Raw genomic sequence first — 16,184 nt, forward strand, 5'->3', positions numbered from 1 at the left:
TTTGTCGGTACGGACGCTGCGGTGCCGGCCTGTCGCGGCGCGCGGAACGCCGCCCGGCGGACCGTCGAGCCTACCGCGGTACCCGGGAGCCGGGGCCCGAATCCCGGAGCCGGTGACCCGTTCGGGTCGGCGTGGCTAGCGTCCGGGGCATGAGGACCTGGGGACCCTTCGTGGCGCTGGCCGCTGCCCTGCTGGTGCCGGTGTCGGCGACACCCGCCGTGGCGGGCGTCCGCACGCCCGCACGCCGGCTGCCGTCCGCGCCGCCCTGCCCGAACGTGCCGCCCCCGGCGACCCGGCCGCCGCAGCCGCCACCCGCGCCCGACCCGGCCGCGCGGGCGGTCGGTGGCGCGGCGCTGGACACCGCCGGGCTGGTCGTCCCGCCCGCGTCGTCCGTGCCGCCGGCGGTGACCGCCACCTCCTGGGTGGTCGCCGACCTCGACAGCGGCGCGGTGCTCGGCGGCTGCGGCCCGCACGAGTACGGCGTGCCCGCGAGCGTCCAGAAGCTGCTGCTGGCGGCCACGATGCTGCCCCGGCTGGACCCGAACCGGGAGGTCACCGTGACCGCCGGGGACCTCGCGGTGGAACCCGGCAGCTCGGCGGTCGGACTGGTCGAGGGCGGGCGGTACCGGATCGAGACGATCTGGCTCGGCCTGCTGCTGCGCTCCGGCAACGAGGCGGCGAACGCGCTGGCCCGCCTCGGCGGCGGACCGGACGGGCTGACCGGCGGGGTACGGGCGATGAACGAGGAGGCGCACCGGCTCGGCGCCCGGCAGACCCACGCGGTCACCCCGTCCGGGCTGGACGGTCCGGGCCAGTTCACCAGCGCGTACGACCTGGCGCTGATCGCGCGGGCGTGCTTCGCGAACCCGGCCTTCCGCCGGTACGCCGCCACCCGCACGGCGCAGATACCGGCCCAGCCGACGCTGCGGAAGAAGGCGTTCGCGATCTCCAACGACAACATGCTGCTGGACCAGTACCCGGGCGCGATCGGCGGCAAGACCGGCTTCACCGACCTGGCCCGGCACACGTACGTCGGCGCCGCCGAACGCGGCGGGCGGCGGCTCGTGGTCACGCTGCTCGGCGCCGAGGTGACCACCCAGCGGGGCTGGCAGCAGGGCGCCGCGTTGCTGGACTGGGGCTTCACGCAGCCCCGGGACGCCTCGGTCGGGCGGCTGGTCGAGCCGGGTGAGCTGGACCGTACCGCGCCACCGGCGGGCGGCGGGGCGTCGGCCCTGGCCGGGCACGCCGACCTGCGCGGCGGCGCGGCGGGCCCCGGCACTGCGCCCGGCGCCGGTGTCACCGTGGCGGTGGGCGCGGTGCTGACGGCCGGGGGAGCGCTGCTGCTGGCCCGGCGTCGCCGGCACGCCGCGGCGGCGGCCGCCGCCATGTCGACCGGGCCGGTTCTGCGCGAGCCGGAAATTCCGGAACAGGACTGAAAAGGAGTGGTCCGGGTCAGCGGCAGGCGGGCCCCGCGGTGCTGTCGCGCACCACGAGTTCGGTGGCCAGCTCGACCCGGGGCGAGTCGATCTCCTCGCCCTGGGCCAGCCGCAGCACGGTACGCGCGGCGAGCCGGCCCATCTCCACGAGCGGCTGGCGCACGGTGGTCAGCGGCGGGGAGGCCCACCGCGCCTCGGGCAGGTCGTCGAAGCCCACCACGCTCACGTCGTCGCAGACCCGCAGGCCGCGCCGGCGCACCGCCTCGTACACCCCGAACGCCATCTGGTCGCTGGCCGCGAAGATGGCCGTCGGCGGGTCGTCGAGGTCGAGCAGCGCGCCACCGGCGGTGAAGCCGGAGGCGTGGTAGAAGTCGCCGGGCTGCACCAGCCGGTCGTCGGCGGCCACACCGGCGGCGGCCAGCGCGGCGCGGTAGCCGTCCAGCCGGGCCCGGCTGCACAGCAGGTGCGGCGGGCCGGCAACGAAACCGATGCGGCGGTGGCCGAGCTTGAGCAGGTGCTCGGTGGCGGCCAGGCCGCCGGTCCAGTTGGTGGCGCCGATCGCCGGCACGTCCGTGGCGGCCACGCCGGCGGCCGGGTCGACCACCACCACCGGCACGTTGAGGCGGCGCAACTGGGCCTGCACCGCCGCGCTCAGGTGCGAGGTCACCACGATCACGCCGTCCGACGCGCGGGCGCGCAGGTTGTGCAGCCACTGCCGGGTGGAGCTGGACTCGCGGTGGATCGCGGAGACGACGGTGCCCACGCCGGCGGCGTGGCTGACGTCCTCGACACCGCGGATGATCTCCACGGCCCAGGGACTGTCCAGGTCGTTGAAGACCAGGTCGACCAGATCCGCCCGGCGCACCGTACGGCTGCCCCGGCGCCGGTAGCCGTGGTGGCGCAGCAGCTCCTCGACCCGCTCCCGGGTGTCCGGCGCGACGTCGGACCGCCCGTTGAGCACTCGCGACACGGTCGGGACCGAGACGCCGGCCTCCCGTGCGATCGCGGTGATGGTCACCCTGCGCTCGTCGTCCGCGCTCACCCGTGTTCCCTTCGCCGGCTGCCGGAACCGACCGGTAGACCGTCCCGCCCCACGCACATCTTGCCGTACGCCGAGCCCTTGACGACAGGCCGGACCGGCCCTAGCGTTCGCACGAGTTGCGGAAACTTTCCGGAAATGCCCCCGTCATCTCCCGACGGCTCGCCGTCCACCCCCGACGAACGACGAGGAAAACCGAGGCGTGTTCACCGACCTGACCGAGGCCGAACTCCGTACCTACCGCAGCGACCTGCACGAGCCGCCGGACTTCGACGCTTTCTGGGCTGACACTCTGGCACAGGCGCGCTCGTGCGGCGACCCCGTGTCGGCGACCCCGCTGCCGACCCCGCTGATCGGCGTCGACGTCTTCGACGTGACCTTCCCGGGCTTCGCCGGCCAGCCGATCCGCGCGTGGCTGCGGGTGCCGCGCGGCGCGTCCGGCCCGCTGCCCACGATCGTGCAGTACGTCGGGTACGGCGGCGGGCGCGGCCACGCGCTGGAGAACCTGCTCTGGTCCGCCGCCGGGTTCGCCCACCTCCAGATGGACACGCGCGGCCAGGGCTCCGGGTGGAGCCGGGGCGACACCCCGGACGTGGCCGCCGCCGGGCCGCAGGCGCCGGGCATGGCCACCCGCGGCATCGAGGACCCGAACAGGTACTACTACCGACGTTTCCTCACCGACGCGGTCCGCGCCGTGGACGCCGCGCGCGAGCTGCCGGCCGTCGACCCGGACCGGATCGCCGTACTCGGTCACAGCCAGGGCGGGGCCGCCGCGCTCGCCGCCGCCGCGCTGGCGCCGTCGGTACGCGCGGCGGTGGCGTACGTGCCGTTCCTCTGCGACATCCCGCGCGCGATCACGATCACCGACACCGCGCCGTTCCGGGAGATCCGGGACTACCTCGCCGTGCACCGGGACCTCGAGGAGCAGGCGCTGCGCACGCTCGGCTACGTCGACGGCGTCGCGTTCGCCCGCCGCGCCACGGCGCCCGCCCGGTTCTCCGTCGCGCTGATGGACGACATCGTCCCGCCGTCCACGGTCTACGCCGCCTACCACGACTACCGCGGCGACAAGGACCTGACGGTGTGGCGGTTCAACGGCCACGAGGCGGGCGGCATCGACGACGACGCCGCCGCTGTCGACTTCCTCCGTACCACGCTGGGCGGCTGACCACCGGTTCCGCCGATGCCGGCCCGCCGGGGCTGGTAGACACGGCGGGTGGGCACCGGCAGACGCGCGACGGCGGTCCTCGCCGTGGCGGCCACGCTGCTCGCCGCCGCCTGCCAGCGGCCGTCCCCGTCGCCGTCGCCGTCCGCGCCGCCGTCACCCACCCCGACCGGGCCGAGCGCGCCGGCGGACATCGTGGACCTGAGCGCCGTCGACGCCACCGTCCGCACCGACATCCGGTACGCGGGCCCGCACAACTTCGTCGGCCGCCCGATCGACGGGTACGCCGAACCACGCTGCCTGCTCACCCGGCCCGCCGCGCAGGCGCTGCACCGGGTGCAGACCGCCGCGCTCGCCGGCGGGCACAGCCTCAAGGTGTACGACTGCTACCGGCCGCAGCGCGCGGCGGACGACTTCGTCGCCTGGGCGAAACTCCCCGGCGACCAGCTGATGAAAGGCGAGTTCTACCCCGCCGTGCCCAAGGACCGGCTGTTCGCCGACGGGTACATCGGCGCGCCCACCGCGCACAGCCGGGGCAGCACCGTCGACCTGACCCTGGTGCCGGTGTCCGGGCCGACGCAGGCCGCGTACACGCCGGGCCAGCCGCTGGTGCCCTGCACCGACCCGGCCGGCCGCCGCTTCGCCGACGACTCGATCGACATGGGCACCGGGTTCGACTGCTTCGACCCGCGCGCCCACACCGCCGACGCGCGGATCAGCGACACCGCCCGGACCAACCGGGACCTGCTGCGCCGGCTGATGTCCGCGCAGGGCTTCGAGAACTATCCGCTGGAGTGGTGGCACTACCGGTACGTCGACGAGCCGTACCCGGACACCTGGTTCGACTTCCCGGTGGCCGGCTCGTCACTGCGGTGACGCGGTCGTTCCACCAAGATCGATCGCAGCTAGGCTGGGCGTTCATGGAGACCGAACGGATCGGACCGCCGCTGCTCGGCGGGGAGCGGGAGTCACTGCGCGCGTTCCTCGACTTCCACCGGGCCACGCTGGCCCTCAAGTGCGAGGGGCTGACCGACGAGCAGTTGCGCAGGCCGGCGTCCCCGCCGTCCACGCTGTCCCTGCTCGGCCTGGTCCGGCACATGGCGGAGGTGGAGCGCACCTGGTTCCGCCGGGTCATCGCCGCCGAGGACGTGCCGCTGGTGTGGTCGGACAGCGGCGACTTCCAGCAGGCGTACGACGCCCGCGACGCCGACGTGGCGGAGGCGTTCGCGGCGTGGCGGCGGGAGATCGAGCACGCCCGGCGCATCGAGCGGGAGGCCGCCTCGCTCGACGTGACAGGTCACCAGGCCCGCTGGGGCGAGGACGTGTCGCTGCGCCTGGTCATGCTGCACATGCTGCACGAGTACGCCCGGCACAACGGGCACGCCGACCTCATCCGGGAGGCGATCGACGGCGCCGTCGGCGTCTGAGCCCGCCGGTCAGCGCCCGCGCAGCGGCAGCCAGGCCAGCACGTCGGAGATGCGCGCGTCCCAGTACGCCCAGTCGTGGTCACCCGGACCGAAGTCGACGGTGACCGGCACGTCGCGCTTCCGGGCCGCGTCGAGGAACCGCAGGTTGTCCTCGTACAGGAAGTCCTCGGTGCCGCAGGCGACGTAGAGCGCCGGCCGGTCGTTGCCGGAGCGCTCCAGCAGCCCCACCGTGTCGTCGTCGGCGGGCACCGGGTCGTCGCCCCAGACCGTGTGCCACACCGCCGGGTCGACCGGGTGGGTCGGATGGTGGCGGCGGCGGGTCACGTCCAGCGCCCCGGACAGGCTGGCGGCCGCCGCGAACCGCTCCGGCCGGCGCAGCGCCCACTTCACCGCGCCGTAGCCGCCCATCGACAGGCCCGCGACGAACGTGTCCTCCCGCCGGTCGGACAGCCGGAACAACGACCGGCACACCTCGGGCAACTCCTCGCTGAGGAACGTCCAGTAGCGGTTGCCGTGCGCCTCGTCGCAGTAGAAGCTGCGCTGCGCCTGCGGCATCACCACGGCCAGTCCCAGCGGCGCCACGTACCGCTCGATCGACGTGCGGCGGGTCCACACCGTGTCGTCGTCGGTCAGGCCGTGCAGCAGGTAGAGCACCGGCGGGTCACCGTCCGCGCCGGAACCCGCCATGCCGATCCCGGCGGCGCCCCGGTCGGGCAGCAGCACCGTCATCGAGGTACCCACGCCGAGCGCCTCGGAGAAGAAGTCACACCGGATGTGCGCCATGAGGCGGCAGCGTACCCCGCAGGGGTTCGATGAGGGCGTTCCTATTGCCCCGGGACGGTCGTACGGGAAAGGATGGCCGTGCGTGCCGGTAACACACCCGTAACCTGCGCGCTGCTGGTCTCTGTCACAAGGAAGTGGGAGTCAGGCATGAGCGACGTGTCCGCCGCACTGGGTGTGCGCCTCTACCCGGACCTGGTCGAGCCGGGCGGTCTCGCGCCCGCGCTCGTGGCGACCGCCGCTGCGCACCAGCTCGACGTCGGCGAGGTCACCGCGCCCGAGCAGGGGCGCAGCCGCTTCACCTGCGCCGAGATGACCTCCCCCCGGGGCGTGGTCTGCGTGAGCCTCGGTTCCCAGGCCCGCTACTTCATGATCGACCTGCGGGTGGACGGCGACGTCCAGGCCCGCGGTGACGCCACCGACCTGCTCCAGGTCGCGCAGGTGGCGGCCGCCTGGCGCGCCGGCATCACGCTCGCCGAGCTGACCGCGCGTTACCCGTTCATGGAGGAGATGCGCCGCCACCCGGTCGCCCACGCCGGTTGAGGCCGGGCACCTTCGCCCCTGCCCGATCCAGGCCGACCGCCGCTCCCGGACGCTCGGCCTCGTCATACGCGAGATCGAGATGTCCGTCCGGGAGCGACGGCGATCCGATGGACGGGCGCTGTCGCGCGCGGACTACACGGCGACGGCGGTGAGCCCGGCCAACATGCTCCGATATGCAGTGGGGTGGACGATCGGAATGCCGTACTGGCGGGCCTTCTTGGCCTTCCCCGACATGGTGTCCGGATCGGCGGCGATCAGCAGGCGGGTCTTCTTCGTGATGTTGCTACCGACATCGAGACCCGCAGTCCGGGCCTCCTCCTCCCACTTCTCCCGTGCCGGCTCCATCGCGCCGGTGAAAACAACGACGTCACCAGGCTGAAGCCGCCATTCGCCACCCCGGCGCTGTCCGGGGATGACGGTCGGCGCTGCCGCCAGGGCCTTGTCGACGTCCGATCGTCCGAGACCGAGCAGCCCTGATACCAGATCCAGGTCCCGGCGCTCAGCCGGGGTCAGAATGCCGTCTTCGAGCGCTATCTGAGCAAGGCTCGCAAGGTAGGTCAGATGCAAGTGCTCGACGTCGACGCGGGCGAGCCCGAGCGACTCGGCGGTGGCCACGAGCGCATCGGCCTCGGTGGCGGAGATGTGGCGGTCAAGGAGCGCTTGGTCGAGGACATCCAAGTAGGCGTCTCCTTGCGGCTCGTGCAGCCGTGGCAGCCGGTCGACAAGGCGGGCCAGAAAGTGCTGTTCACGCTCGCCGGGGGCGCGTCGTAGAACGGCCTTCACTGGCTGCGCATTGATCGCTGGCCAGGGCGCTCGGACGGCAGCCGCTACAGCAGCATTCCACGGGGGCGGACTACCGGCTGCCGCAAGGTAGTGAGTCAGGAGTTGAGCGGCGGCGCGGGCGTCGTGCAGCGCCGAATGTGCCTGATGCGCCGGCAGCCCAGCCGCATGGCAGCAGTCGCGCAGGCTGCGGCCGGCTGAGGGCAGGAAATGCGATGCCAACTGCATCGTGCAGAGGCCGGCGGTGTGTCGGATCGGTGTGCGGATCCCTGCTCGTTCGTACTCGGAGTCGAGAAAGGGGGCGTCGAAATGAAAGTTGTGGGCGACGAGGACCCGGCCGCGCAGCATCGTGGCGAGGTGTCCGGCCACCTGATCGAAGCGCGGTGCGCGTCGTGCTTCTGCTGCCGAGATCCCGTGAATGGCCTGCGTTCCGAGATCGCGGTCGGGGTTGATCAGGCTGCACCACTCGTCAGTGATACGGCCGTTCTCGTCGAGCTGGACGACTGCCACTTCGACGATCCGGTCATGCCAGCTCGTCCGAAGACCAGTGGTTTCAAGGTCGATGACTGCGTACACGTCGCCCCCTACACCGACACCAGGGATGAGCTGCCCACGGCCTTACGCAGTTCAGCCAGCCATCGCGGCGGCAACGGCTGAGGGTCTCCCAACGAGCGCAAGTAGGTCCGGCGGTACCGGGCCTGCTCGGTGTCTTGCCACAGTTGCGCGGTTCTGGCGACGGCCGCGGCCAGCGTCAGAGCTGTGCCAGCGACAGGTGACGCCGCTGTGGACTGGGCGCGGGAGGCCCAGGCGATCAGTTCCTGCTGTTCCGGGACCTCGGTGGGCCACGCGAGAGGTGCCAGTTTGGACTTGGTGCGCGCCCTTTGCTGTTCGACCGCAGCGGAGTAGGCGGCTCTGTGCTCGCTGATCTCTGCCAGGAGTTCAGGGAGGACGAGAATGTGTGCCCGGAGATCGGAGAGCGTTTCGGCGGGCAGAAACTCGGCGAATCTCGCCAGGACGCCCTCAATGGTTTTACTGTCCCAGTCGACGACACATCGGCCCTGCAGCATCGACATGATCCGGATCAACCGCTCGGGCTCGCGTTCGACCTCGTCGAACCGTTCCACCCATGCTCCACCGGCGCGCCCTGTGGGGCTGAGGCGCCACATCGCCATTGCGTCACGGCCGTCCGTGTCGCGACCAACGGCGAGAACTGTATGACCGCGAGCGCCAGGCACGTAGTCAACCGGTATGGACAGCTCGTTTTCCGATGCCTCCAAGCCGAAGCTCCTTGTCAGGTTCCAATTGTTGACAGCGAAAGGATCAAGCTAGTCGGCGGCCGTGATATCGAGACTCGGCCATTCGGTCCATTCGACTGCCCGAATCGGGCGACGGCCTCGCACCGCTGTCCACCTCGCCAGTCCTTGCCAGGGGAATCGCCCCAGGTCGGCCGGCGCAGCGTGTACCGCAATTCGTGTTGCGGCCCATGGGAAGCGGCCGTACGGTGAGCGGGCAACGTCGATCTGGTCCACCAGGGGAGCCCACCGTGTCGCAGCAGAACCGCACCCGCGCCGAGCGGCAAGCGCCGCGCGCCGGTGCCCTGCTGCCCGAACCGGGCACGGGCCGGGAACGGCAGTGGCAACCAGGGTGGTGGCGCGTCTAGCGCCGGCGCGACGATCCGCGCGAACCGCCCGTCCCGAGACCGGAGCCGGGCGGTTCTCCGTTTCCGGGGCAGCTCCGCCGACGGCGTACGCCGTCCTGGGCCGTTGGAGCAACTGGCAGCTCACCCGGCTCTCAACCGGGAGGCTACGGGTTCGAGTCCCGTACGGCCTACGTCAGACGGAAACGAGCAAGGAGACGACGATGGGTTTCACCCCGCTGGCCGGTACCCGGGCGCCGGTCCGGGTCTGGACCGACCCGTACACGATCGAGGCGCAGGCGGCCCGGCAGCTGCGCAACATCGGCGCGCTGCCGTGGGTGCAGGGTGTCGCGGTGATGCCGGACGTGCACTTCGGCAAGGGCGCCACTGTCGGCTCGGTGATCGCGATGCGGCAGGCTGTGTCGCCGGCCGCGGTCGGCGTCGACATCGGCTGCGGCATGTCCGCGGTGCGGACCTCGCTGACCGCCGCCGACCTGCCCGACGACCTCGCGCCGCTGCGCTCGGCGATCGAGGCGGCGATTCCGGTCGGCTTCGCGATGCGCGACGACGCTGTCGACCCGCGCCGGGTCCGTGGCCTGGAGCAGGCGGGCTGGGACGAATTCTGGCGGCGGTTCGGCACGCTGGACCGGAAGGTGGCCCAGCTTCAGACGCGGGCGCAGCGTCAGCTGGGCACGCTCGGCGGCGGCAACCACTTCATCGAGGTCTGCCTGGAGCAGGGTGGCCCGGACGACGGCCGGGTCTGGCTGATGCTGCACTCCGGTTCCCGCAACATCGGCAAGGAGCTGGCCGAGCGGCACATGGCGGTGGCGCGCGGGCTGCCGCACAACACCGACCTGCCGGACCGGGACCTCGCGGTGTTCCTCGCCGGCACGCCGGAGATGGACGCGTACCGGCGGGACCTGTGGTGGGCGCAGGAGTACGCCCGTCGCAACCGGGCGGTCATGCTCGCCCTGCTGAGCCAGGTGGTCCGGGACGCGTTCCCGCACGTCGGCTACGACGAGCCGATCTCCTGCCACCACAACTACGTGGCGGAGGAGAGCTACGACGGAATGGACGTGCTGGTGACCCGCAAGGGCGCGATCCGGGCCGGCAAGGGGGACCTGGGCATCATTCCCGGCTCGATGGGGACCGGCTCGTACATCGTGCGCGGCAAGGGCAACGTCGACGCGTACTGCTCGGCGTCGCACGGGGCCGGGCGGCGGATGTCGCGGGGGCAGGCGAAGCGGACGTACAGCACGGCGGATCTGGCCGCGCAGACCGCCGGTGTGGAGTGCCGCAAGGACGCCGGTGTGGTCGACGAGATTCCCGGCGCGTACAAGGACATCACCGAGGTGATGGCGCAGCAGAACGACCTGGTCGAGGTGGTCGCCCACCTCAAGCAGGTCGTCTGCGTGAAGGGCTGAGCGGCAGGGCCGGCGTCGAGGGGGGCGCCGGCCCTACCGGGTACGCCGGGCGACGCGTACGCCGATGGCGACCGCGCCGATGACGAGCAGCGCGGACAGGAGTTGGAGGCCGGGGGAGTCGTCGGCCTCGCCGTACACGAAGCCGGCGACGCCGAGCGCGACGGCGAGCAGGGCCACGGCGGCGAGCAGGTATCTCATGGTTCCTCCTCGTCGGGGACCCATTCGAGCAGGTCGCCGGGCTGGCAGTCGAGCACCCGGCACATGGCCTCCAGGGTGCTGAACCGGACGGCCTTGGCACGGCCGTTCTTGAGCACGGCGACGTTGGCCGGGGTGAGCCCGACGCGCTCGGCGAACTCGCCGACGCTCATCTTGCGCTTGGCCAGTTCGACGTCGATGCGCACGACGATCGGCATCAGATCACCGCTTCCATGTCGGTGCGCAGCGTGGTGGCCTGGCGCAACAGTGCGCGCAGCACGACCATCAGCAGCCCCAGCACGCTGACGCCGGTGACCAGCAGGAACAGCAGCAGCGGCAGTCCGGGGTCGTCGGCGTTGAAGCCGACGTAGAGGAACACGCCGACGAGCACCGCCCAGGCGGCGGCGACCGCCCAGACGATCCCGTCGACCCAGCCCAGGGACGCCTCGGTGAAGATGCGGTCGCGCTTGACCAGGGTGAGCAGCTGCCAGGTGCAGACGATCACCACCTGCACGCACAGCACCCAGAAGATCGTCACCGCGGTGGCGGGCCATCGCAGGTACGCCATGTCCGGGTCTTCCCGGGCCATGTGGGCGAACTGGCCGGGCAGCGACATGGTCTGGAACAGCACCAGGATCGCGAACAGCAGGACCAGGAAGGCGCGGAGTGGTGTCACCGCGCGCTGAGCAGTAAGCATGCATCGACTATCGCGCGGAACCTATCGAAAGTCAATCGGTATCGCTCGCGCGGCGGCCGACGGCGTAGCGGACGTGCACCGCGTACCGCGAGTGGTGCACCGCGCGGATCTCCAGATCGATGTCCCGGTCGAAGCCCTCGAAGAGCCGCTTCCCGCCACCGAGGATCACCGGCGCGGTGGACAGGCCCAGCTCGTCGACCACGCCGGCCGCGAGCGCCTGCCGGATCACGTCCGCGCCCCCGCCGATGACCACCGCGCCGTCACCGGCCGTACGCCGGGCCGCCGCCAGCGCCGCGTCGAACCCGTCGACCATGAGGAAACCGGCGCTCGGGTCGGGCTGGTCGGCGGTGTGGTGGGTGAGCACGACCAGAGGCGCCTGGAACGGGTTCCGGCCGCCCCAGGCGCCGGCGGCGTCGTACATGCCCCGGCCGCACAGCGCGGCGCCGACGCCCGCCAGCAGCTCGTCGAAGTACGCGCGGTCCTCGCCGGTCATGCCGGTGCCGGGTTCACGTGGCGAGTCGTACGTCCACGGCCCGCCCATCACCCAGTGGTGCAGCCGCTCGCCGCCGACGCCGAGCCCTTGGCCGGGGTGGTCGTCCGGACCGGTGACGTAGCCGTCCAGGGACACGGTGACGAACGCCCGCACCCGGCCCCGCGCTTCGCTGGTGCTCATGTTTCCTCCCGGAGATCGGAGAACAACGACTCCGGGAAGACCGCCCTCGTGCGCCGGACTCATCGCCGTCTTCGGTCCGGCGTCAGCCGTACACCGGGTGTTCGGCCTGGAACGCCAGCCGGCGGTCCGCGCCCGCGGCCAGCTCGGCGAGCACGTCGTCCAGCTCCAGGAACGTCTGCCAGCGCTCCTGGCCGGTGATGGCGGCCAGCCGGTCGACCACGAGCTGCTCCAGATCGGTGACCCGGCGGCCCTTCCACACCTTGTCGGCGAGGCTGACCAGCAGGTCCTCCAGCTGCACACCGGGGGAGTGCCAGGCGGCGTGGGTGACGGCGAAGCGGGCCCGCTCCTCGGGTACGCCGAAGCGCAGCAGCAACTGGTAGCCCGCCTCCTCGTGCGCGGAGCCCGGGCCGGTCAGCTCGGCGGGATGCTCGACCTTGCCGAAGTCGTGCACCGCGGCGCCGAACAGCACCGCCTGCCTGTCGAACGGCACCGCGGCGAACCGGTCGGCGAACGCGGCGGTCAGGTGCCAGGCGACGTCGTGCACCAGCCGCAGGTGTGCGCCCAGGCGCGGCGGGGCGGCGACGGCGGCCAGCAGTTCGACCGCGACGCCGGGCAGCGGGAGCAGCGGCGGGTCACCCGGCTCGGTGAGGGCGCGGCGCAGGGCGTCAGAGGTCATCGGAGCGAGCGTACCGGTCCTCGCCGCTCTCACCGGCGGTGATGGCCGAGCAGCCGAACGTGAAGCGGCCGCTCGTCCGATTCCGGTCGATCGATCCACTCGCGAGGGTGAGGGCCACGTCTCTCACGGGGGTTGTCGAATGACAGCAATGAATCGTCGTGCCCTGCTGCGTACCGCCGCGCTGACCGGGGTCGCGGCCGCGACCGGGCTGGCCGCCACGTCCACCGCCGGGGCCGCCACGTCCACCGCCGGGGCCGCCGCGCCCGCCGCCGAGGCGGTCAACGGGCCGTGGCTGGTCAGCGTCGGGTGGGGTGTGCTCCAGGTCGACCCGGGCCGCACCACTCCACGGGAGCTGCTGCCGAACGGGGACCACGCCAAGACCTCGCCGGACGGCCGGTACGTGGCCTGGGTCAACACGGCCCGCTCGGGCGACGGCTCGCTGGAGCCGTTCGTGGCGGTGTACGACCGGACCACCGGCCAGAAGCGCACGCTGCTCGCCGACCCGTTCGGCGTCCACTACGGCGCGCCGACCTGGTCGCCGGACGGCACCGAGATCGCCCTGGTCACCGGCGAGAACAACGACCGGCTGATCGCTGTCGACGTCGCCACCGGCGCCACCCGCGTGCTGATCCAGGGGCACCCCATGGCCGACCCGGACTGGTCCCGGGACGGCTCCATGATCGCCCTGCGGTGGCACAGCCGTTCGGAGGGCCCGCAACTGCGCGTGCTCGAACTGGCGACCGGCACGGCGCGGCGGCTCTACACGCCCGGGGCGCCGGGCGAGCTCTTCGGCTCGCCGGTCTTCATGCCCGACTCCGGGCGCGTGGTGTTCCGCACCGACCGCTGGTATCCCGACCTGGAGTCCAGCAACCACTCGCTGGCGTCGGTGCGGATCGGAGGCACCGGCCTGAAGAGGCTCACCGGCGAACCCCGGTTCTACCTGTCGCCGGTGTTCTCCCCGGACGGCCGGTACTGCGCCGCGCTGTCGGTCCCGCCGGAGAACGAGTACCCCGACGGCGGCAACATCATTGTGTCCACCAGCGGCTTCGGCGAGCAGTGGTGGATCCCCGGCGACGAGTACGACGACAGCACCCGGCTGGACTGGGCGCGCGCGCTCTGACGCCCGCCCCCACGCCCGGCGGTGCGGATGTGCGCGCCGCCGGGCGCGACCGGTGCGAGGCTTGGTGCGGACGCCGCCGACGGGGCCGGAGTCCGCTGTGGAGGGATGATGGCCGAGCCGCCGACCGGGACGTCGTCGCACCGCGCGCTGGCGCACGGCCGGCACGCCAACCACCGCCGGTACCACGACGGCGCGGAGGTCGACGGGTACGTCGACGACCCGTACCACCGGGTGCGCCGCGCCGTCGCGGCCCGGCTGATGGCCGAGGGGGTGACCGGCGGCGGGCCGGTGCTGGAACTGGGCTGCGGGCCGCGCGGCATGCTCGACCCCGACGCGCTGCCCGGCCCGCTCGTGCTCGCCGACATGGCCGAGGCGGCGCTGGGCACGGCCCGCGCGGTGACCGGCGGCCGGGCGCTGCCGGTCTGCCTGGACGCCACCCGCGGGCTGCCGTTCCGCGCCGGCAGCTTCGCCGGGCTTCTCGCCGGGGAGCTGATCGAGCACGTGTACGACCCCCTGGCGCTGCTGCGGGAGTGTCACCGGGTGCTGGCGCCGGACGGGCTGCTGGTGCTCACCACGCCGAATCTGGCGCCGGTGCAGGACCGGCTGGCGTTCCTCGCCGGCCGGGCGCCGCGCCAGGTGGACCCGCTGCACCCCTATCTGTGGCTGCACATCCGCCCGTTCACCGCCTCGCTGCTGCGCCGGACGCTGCGCCGGGCCGGGTTCACGCCGGTGGCCCTGCACTCCAACGAGGTCGGCTGGCGGCTGCCCGGCGGGCGGTGGGTGGCCTCGCGCCGGCTGGCCCGCGCCGCGCCCGGGCTCGGCGGCTCCCTGATCTGCGCCGCCCGCCGGCAGGGCGGGCCGCCACCGGCCGGAAACAGGGTGTGATGGCGATATTGACAGCGGGCTATCATGGAGGTTCCGTCGTCGACCGGGGGATGTCATGACGCGCCTGCTCGCCTGGGTCGTGACCAATCTCGACGCGTTCATCGGCCTGGTGCTGGCGCTCACGGTGTCCGTGCTCGGCCTGACCAACGCGGTCGACCAGGAGGTCGTCAACAGCGCGATCCTGCTGGTCCTGGGTCTGCTCGCACAGGCGATGCTGCGCGACCGGCTGCGCCGGCGCACCACCGAGCGGGAGGTCCGCCAGGTCATCTCGGACACCCGCGACCGGCTGACCGACCTGGTGCCGCAGATGCAGGAGATCACCGGCCCGGAAGGCGCGCTGAACCGGGCCCGCGAGGCCATCGACAGCGTGTCCATGGTGCGGGTCCTGCACGGCAGCGAGGTCGGGCAGGCGCTCGCCGACGCGCGGCGGCACACCGACCAGTGGAGCTTCAAGGGCGGCACCGGCACCTTCCTGCGCGCGGTCACGCTGCCGGACTGCCTGGAACACGCCCGGCGGCGCAACGCCACGCTCACCGTCGCGATCGAGATCATCGACCCGACCGACGAGGAGGTCTGCGAGCGGTACGCGCGGTTCCGGCGCAGCCTCGACCCGGACGCGCCGGGCGAGCCGTGGACCGTCGACCGCACCCGCAAGGAGTCCTACGCGACGGTGCTGGCCGCCTGCTGGCACCTGCAACGCTCCGGCCTGCTCACCGTCGACGTCCGGCTCTCCGCGCAGATGACCACGTTCCGCTACGACCTCTCCTCCTCCTGCGTCGTCATCACCCAGGAGAACCCGCAGACGCCCGCGCTGCGCATCGACCGCGGCGAGGTCTACTACAACCGCTTCAACATCGAGCTGGACTACAGCCGCCGGCAGAGCCGGCGCGTGCCGATCGAGGCCGCGGCCCAGGTCAAGCTCGACGACGAGCCGTCGGTCGAGCAGGTACGGCGGTTGTTCGCCGCGCTCGGCCTCACGCTGCCCCGCTCCTTCGGCGACCGCGAGGTGGCCGACATCATCGGCAAAGCCGTCCAGGCGAGGAATCCGTACTCATGACCAGTTACACCGACCTCGAACGGGAGATCGACCGGGGCACCCGGCCGGAGCTCCTACGCGGCTGGGTGCTGGACGTGCTCGACGACGTCGCCGAGGGGCGGCGCCCGCTGCGCGCGGTCCGGCACCCGCTCGGCTTCACCTGCCTGCCGGTCGAACGCGACGGCCCCGACGGCGTCTGCGTGCACGCCTGGCCCGCCGACCCGCCGCAGGTGCGCCCGACCACCTCCACCATGCACTCGCACAGCTGGGACCTGCTCAGCCACGTGCTGCACGGCACCGTCCGCAACGAGCTGATCGAGGTCGACGACGCGCCCGCCGACCCGTCCTGGCGGGTCTACGAAGTGCGCAGCCTCGGCGAGGTGGACGAGATGGCCGCCACCGACCGGCTGGTCACCGCGATGACCGCCACTGTGGAGACGCACTCGGCCGGCGACTCGTACGCGCTGCGCGCCGGCGGCTTCCACACCTCGGAGGTCGACGCCGGTGAACCGGCGGTGACAGTGGCGCTCGGCCGGACCACTCCCGGCACGTGCGACCTGAGCCTCGGCGCGGTGGACGGGCACAGCCACCGGGTACGCCGGGACCGATGCGACGCGGCCGAGACCGCGCGGATGGCGCGGGCGATCGCGCGACTTGTGGCACGGGGCTGAC

General features: G+C 72.6%; 19 protein-coding genes and 1 tRNA gene. 11 read left to right on the forward strand and 9 right to left on the reverse strand.

Annotation, left to right across the window (positions count from 1 at the left end; genetic code table 11):
- The first annotated feature begins 149 nt into the window (after window positions 1–149).
- Window positions 150–1,436 (forward strand): D-alanyl-D-alanine carboxypeptidase family protein, encoded by a 1,287-nt coding sequence (locus AMK25_RS12515; protein ID WP_073828515.1) that lies wholly within the window; start codon window positions 150–152, stop codon window positions 1,434–1,436.
- A 16-nt stretch (window positions 1,437–1,452) separates the two neighbouring features.
- Here AMK25_RS12515 and AMK25_RS12520 read toward each other — a convergent pair whose 3' ends face one another.
- Window positions 1,453–2,478, reverse strand: a complete 1,026-nt coding sequence (locus AMK25_RS12520; protein ID WP_073828516.1) for a LacI family DNA-binding transcriptional regulator — start codon at window positions 2,476–2,478, stop codon at window positions 1,453–1,455.
- Window positions 2,479–2,677: 199 nt separating this feature from the next.
- Between AMK25_RS12520 and AMK25_RS12525 the strand changes: the two genes are divergently transcribed.
- From AMK25_RS12525 to AMK25_RS12535, 3 genes are read left to right on the forward strand one after another with little or no spacing between them, the layout of a single operon-like run.
- Window positions 2,678–3,643 (forward strand): acetylxylan esterase, encoded by a 966-nt coding sequence (locus tag AMK25_RS12525; protein WP_073828517.1) that lies wholly within the window; start codon window positions 2,678–2,680, stop codon window positions 3,641–3,643.
- 48 nt (window positions 3,644–3,691) lie between these two features.
- Window positions 3,692–4,516 (forward strand): M15 family metallopeptidase, encoded by an 825-nt coding sequence (locus AMK25_RS12530; protein WP_073828518.1) that lies wholly within the window; start codon window positions 3,692–3,694, stop codon window positions 4,514–4,516.
- A 44-nt stretch (window positions 4,517–4,560) separates the two neighbouring features.
- Window positions 4,561–5,067 carry a DinB family protein gene (locus tag AMK25_RS12535; protein ID WP_073828519.1) on the forward strand — a complete coding sequence of 169 codons (507 nt, stop codon included), beginning with the start codon at window positions 4,561–4,563 and terminating at the stop codon, window positions 5,065–5,067.
- Window positions 5,068–5,076: 9 nt separating this feature from the next.
- On the opposite strand, the gene AMK25_RS12540 is transcribed toward AMK25_RS12535, so the two are convergent.
- On the reverse strand, window positions 5,077–5,850 hold the full coding sequence (locus tag AMK25_RS12540) for an alpha/beta hydrolase (protein WP_073828520.1): 774 nt from the start codon (window positions 5,848–5,850) through the stop codon (window positions 5,077–5,079).
- 147 nt (window positions 5,851–5,997) lie between these two features.
- Between AMK25_RS12540 and AMK25_RS12545 the strand changes: the two genes are divergently transcribed.
- On the forward strand, window positions 5,998–6,390 hold the full coding sequence (locus tag AMK25_RS12545; protein WP_073828521.1) for a hypothetical protein: 393 nt from the start codon (window positions 5,998–6,000) through the stop codon (window positions 6,388–6,390).
- 132 nt (window positions 6,391–6,522) lie between these two features.
- On the opposite strand, the gene AMK25_RS12550 is transcribed toward AMK25_RS12545, so the two are convergent.
- Both AMK25_RS12550 and AMK25_RS12555 read right to left on the reverse strand, forming a co-directional pair.
- Window positions 6,523–7,746, reverse strand: coding sequence for an exonuclease domain-containing protein (locus tag AMK25_RS12550; RefSeq protein WP_073828522.1), 1,224 nt, complete (start codon window positions 7,744–7,746; stop codon window positions 6,523–6,525).
- Window positions 7,747–7,754: 8 nt separating this feature from the next.
- A complete protein-coding gene (locus AMK25_RS12555; RefSeq protein ID WP_274534159.1) occupies window positions 7,755–8,447 on the reverse strand; it encodes a DUF6218 family protein in 693 nt (230 codons plus the stop codon).
- Window positions 8,448–8,927: 480 nt separating this feature from the next.
- Between AMK25_RS12555 and AMK25_RS12560 the strand changes: the two genes are divergently transcribed.
- A tRNA-Glu gene (locus AMK25_RS12560) sits at window positions 8,928–9,000 on the forward strand.
- Between the two features lie 30 nt (window positions 9,001–9,030).
- On the forward strand, window positions 9,031–10,230 hold the full coding sequence (locus tag AMK25_RS12565) for an RtcB family protein (protein WP_073828524.1): 1,200 nt from the start codon (window positions 9,031–9,033) through the stop codon (window positions 10,228–10,230).
- Between the two features lie 33 nt (window positions 10,231–10,263).
- On the opposite strand, the gene AMK25_RS32385 is transcribed toward AMK25_RS12565, so the two are convergent.
- From AMK25_RS32385 to AMK25_RS12585, 5 genes are all read right to left on the reverse strand, one after another.
- Window positions 10,264–10,428, reverse strand: coding sequence for a hypothetical protein (locus AMK25_RS32385; protein ID WP_198937507.1), 165 nt, complete (start codon window positions 10,426–10,428; stop codon window positions 10,264–10,266).
- A complete protein-coding gene (locus tag AMK25_RS12570; protein ID WP_073828525.1) occupies window positions 10,425–10,643 on the reverse strand; it encodes a helix-turn-helix domain-containing protein in 219 nt (72 codons plus the stop codon). The genes AMK25_RS32385 and AMK25_RS12570 overlap by 4 nt, the downstream gene beginning before the upstream one ends.
- The gene (locus tag AMK25_RS12575) at window positions 10,643–11,122 is read right to left on the reverse strand and encodes a DUF2975 domain-containing protein (RefSeq protein WP_073828526.1); all 480 of its coding nucleotides are present in this window, start codon (window positions 11,120–11,122) and stop codon (window positions 10,643–10,645) included. Before AMK25_RS12575 ends, AMK25_RS12570 begins: the two co-directional genes overlap by 1 nt.
- 31 nt (window positions 11,123–11,153) lie before the next feature.
- Window positions 11,154–11,795, reverse strand: a complete 642-nt coding sequence (locus AMK25_RS12580; RefSeq protein ID WP_073828527.1) for a dihydrofolate reductase family protein — start codon at window positions 11,793–11,795, stop codon at window positions 11,154–11,156.
- A gap of 82 nt (window positions 11,796–11,877) precedes the next feature.
- A complete protein-coding gene (locus AMK25_RS12585; RefSeq protein WP_073828528.1) occupies window positions 11,878–12,471 on the reverse strand; it encodes an HD domain-containing protein in 594 nt (197 codons plus the stop codon).
- 148 nt (window positions 12,472–12,619) lie between these two features.
- Between AMK25_RS12585 and AMK25_RS32390 the strand changes: the two genes are divergently transcribed.
- The 4 genes from AMK25_RS32390 to AMK25_RS12605 all read left to right on the forward strand — a co-directional run bounded on the left by AMK25_RS32390 (window position 12,620) and on the right by AMK25_RS12605 (window position 16,183).
- Window positions 12,620–13,591, forward strand: coding sequence for an LpqB family beta-propeller domain-containing protein (locus tag AMK25_RS32390; RefSeq protein WP_241826341.1), 972 nt, complete (start codon window positions 12,620–12,622; stop codon window positions 13,589–13,591).
- 108 nt (window positions 13,592–13,699) lie between these two features.
- On the forward strand, window positions 13,700–14,476 hold the full coding sequence (locus tag AMK25_RS12595) for a class I SAM-dependent methyltransferase (protein ID WP_073828650.1): 777 nt from the start codon (window positions 13,700–13,702) through the stop codon (window positions 14,474–14,476).
- 55 nt (window positions 14,477–14,531) lie between these two features.
- Window positions 14,532–15,533, forward strand: coding sequence for a hypothetical protein (locus tag AMK25_RS12600; RefSeq protein WP_073828530.1), 1,002 nt, complete (start codon window positions 14,532–14,534; stop codon window positions 15,531–15,533).
- Entirely contained in the window at window positions 15,530–16,183 is a 654-nt protein-coding gene (locus AMK25_RS12605; RefSeq protein WP_073828531.1) for a hypothetical protein, read from the forward strand. The genes AMK25_RS12600 and AMK25_RS12605 overlap by 4 nt, the downstream gene beginning before the upstream one ends.
- Window position 16,184: the final 1 nt, after the last annotated feature.

It is taken from the genome of Micromonospora sp. TSRI0369 (assembly GCF_001905625.1).
In the GTDB taxonomy this organism is placed as follows: domain Bacteria; phylum Actinomycetota; class Actinomycetes; order Mycobacteriales; family Micromonosporaceae; genus Micromonospora; species Micromonospora echinospora_A.

What these genes read in the sequence shown, in the direction of transcription:
- AMK25_RS12570 (WP_073828525.1), bottom strand. Translation starts at nt 10,643, where the DNA reads ATGCCGATCGTCGTGCGCATCGACGTCGAACTGGCCAAGCGCAAGATG.
- AMK25_RS12540 (WP_073828520.1), bottom strand. Translation starts at nt 5,850, where the DNA reads ATGGCGCACATCCGGTGTGACTTCTTCTCCGAGGCGCTCGGCGTGGGT.
- AMK25_RS12585 (WP_073828528.1), bottom strand. Translation starts at nt 12,471, where the DNA reads ATGACCTCTGACGCCCTGCGCCGCGCCCTCACCGAGCCGGGTGACCCG.
- AMK25_RS12575 (WP_073828526.1), bottom strand. Translation starts at nt 11,122, where the DNA reads ATGCTTACTGCTCAGCGCGCGGTGACACCACTCCGCGCCTTCCTGGTC.
- AMK25_RS12565 (WP_073828524.1), top strand. Translation starts at nt 9,031, where the DNA reads ATGGGTTTCACCCCGCTGGCCGGTACCCGGGCGCCGGTCCGGGTCTGG.
- AMK25_RS32390 (WP_241826341.1), top strand. Translation starts at nt 12,620, where the DNA reads ATGAATCGTCGTGCCCTGCTGCGTACCGCCGCGCTGACCGGGGTCGCG.
- AMK25_RS12605 (WP_073828531.1), top strand. Translation starts at nt 15,530, where the DNA reads ATGACCAGTTACACCGACCTCGAACGGGAGATCGACCGGGGCACCCGG.
- AMK25_RS12580 (WP_073828527.1), bottom strand. Translation starts at nt 11,795, where the DNA reads ATGAGCACCAGCGAAGCGCGGGGCCGGGTGCGGGCGTTCGTCACCGTG.
- AMK25_RS12600 (WP_073828530.1), top strand. Translation starts at nt 14,532, where the DNA reads ATGACGCGCCTGCTCGCCTGGGTCGTGACCAATCTCGACGCGTTCATC.
- AMK25_RS32385 (WP_198937507.1), bottom strand. Translation starts at nt 10,428, where the DNA reads ATGAGATACCTGCTCGCCGCCGTGGCCCTGCTCGCCGTCGCGCTCGGC.
- AMK25_RS12595 (WP_073828650.1), top strand. Translation starts at nt 13,700, where the DNA reads ATGGCCGAGCCGCCGACCGGGACGTCGTCGCACCGCGCGCTGGCGCAC.
- AMK25_RS12515 (WP_073828515.1), top strand. Translation starts at nt 150, where the DNA reads ATGAGGACCTGGGGACCCTTCGTGGCGCTGGCCGCTGCCCTGCTGGTG.
- AMK25_RS12535 (WP_073828519.1), top strand. Translation starts at nt 4,561, where the DNA reads ATGGAGACCGAACGGATCGGACCGCCGCTGCTCGGCGGGGAGCGGGAG.
- AMK25_RS12545 (WP_073828521.1), top strand. Translation starts at nt 5,998, where the DNA reads ATGAGCGACGTGTCCGCCGCACTGGGTGTGCGCCTCTACCCGGACCTG.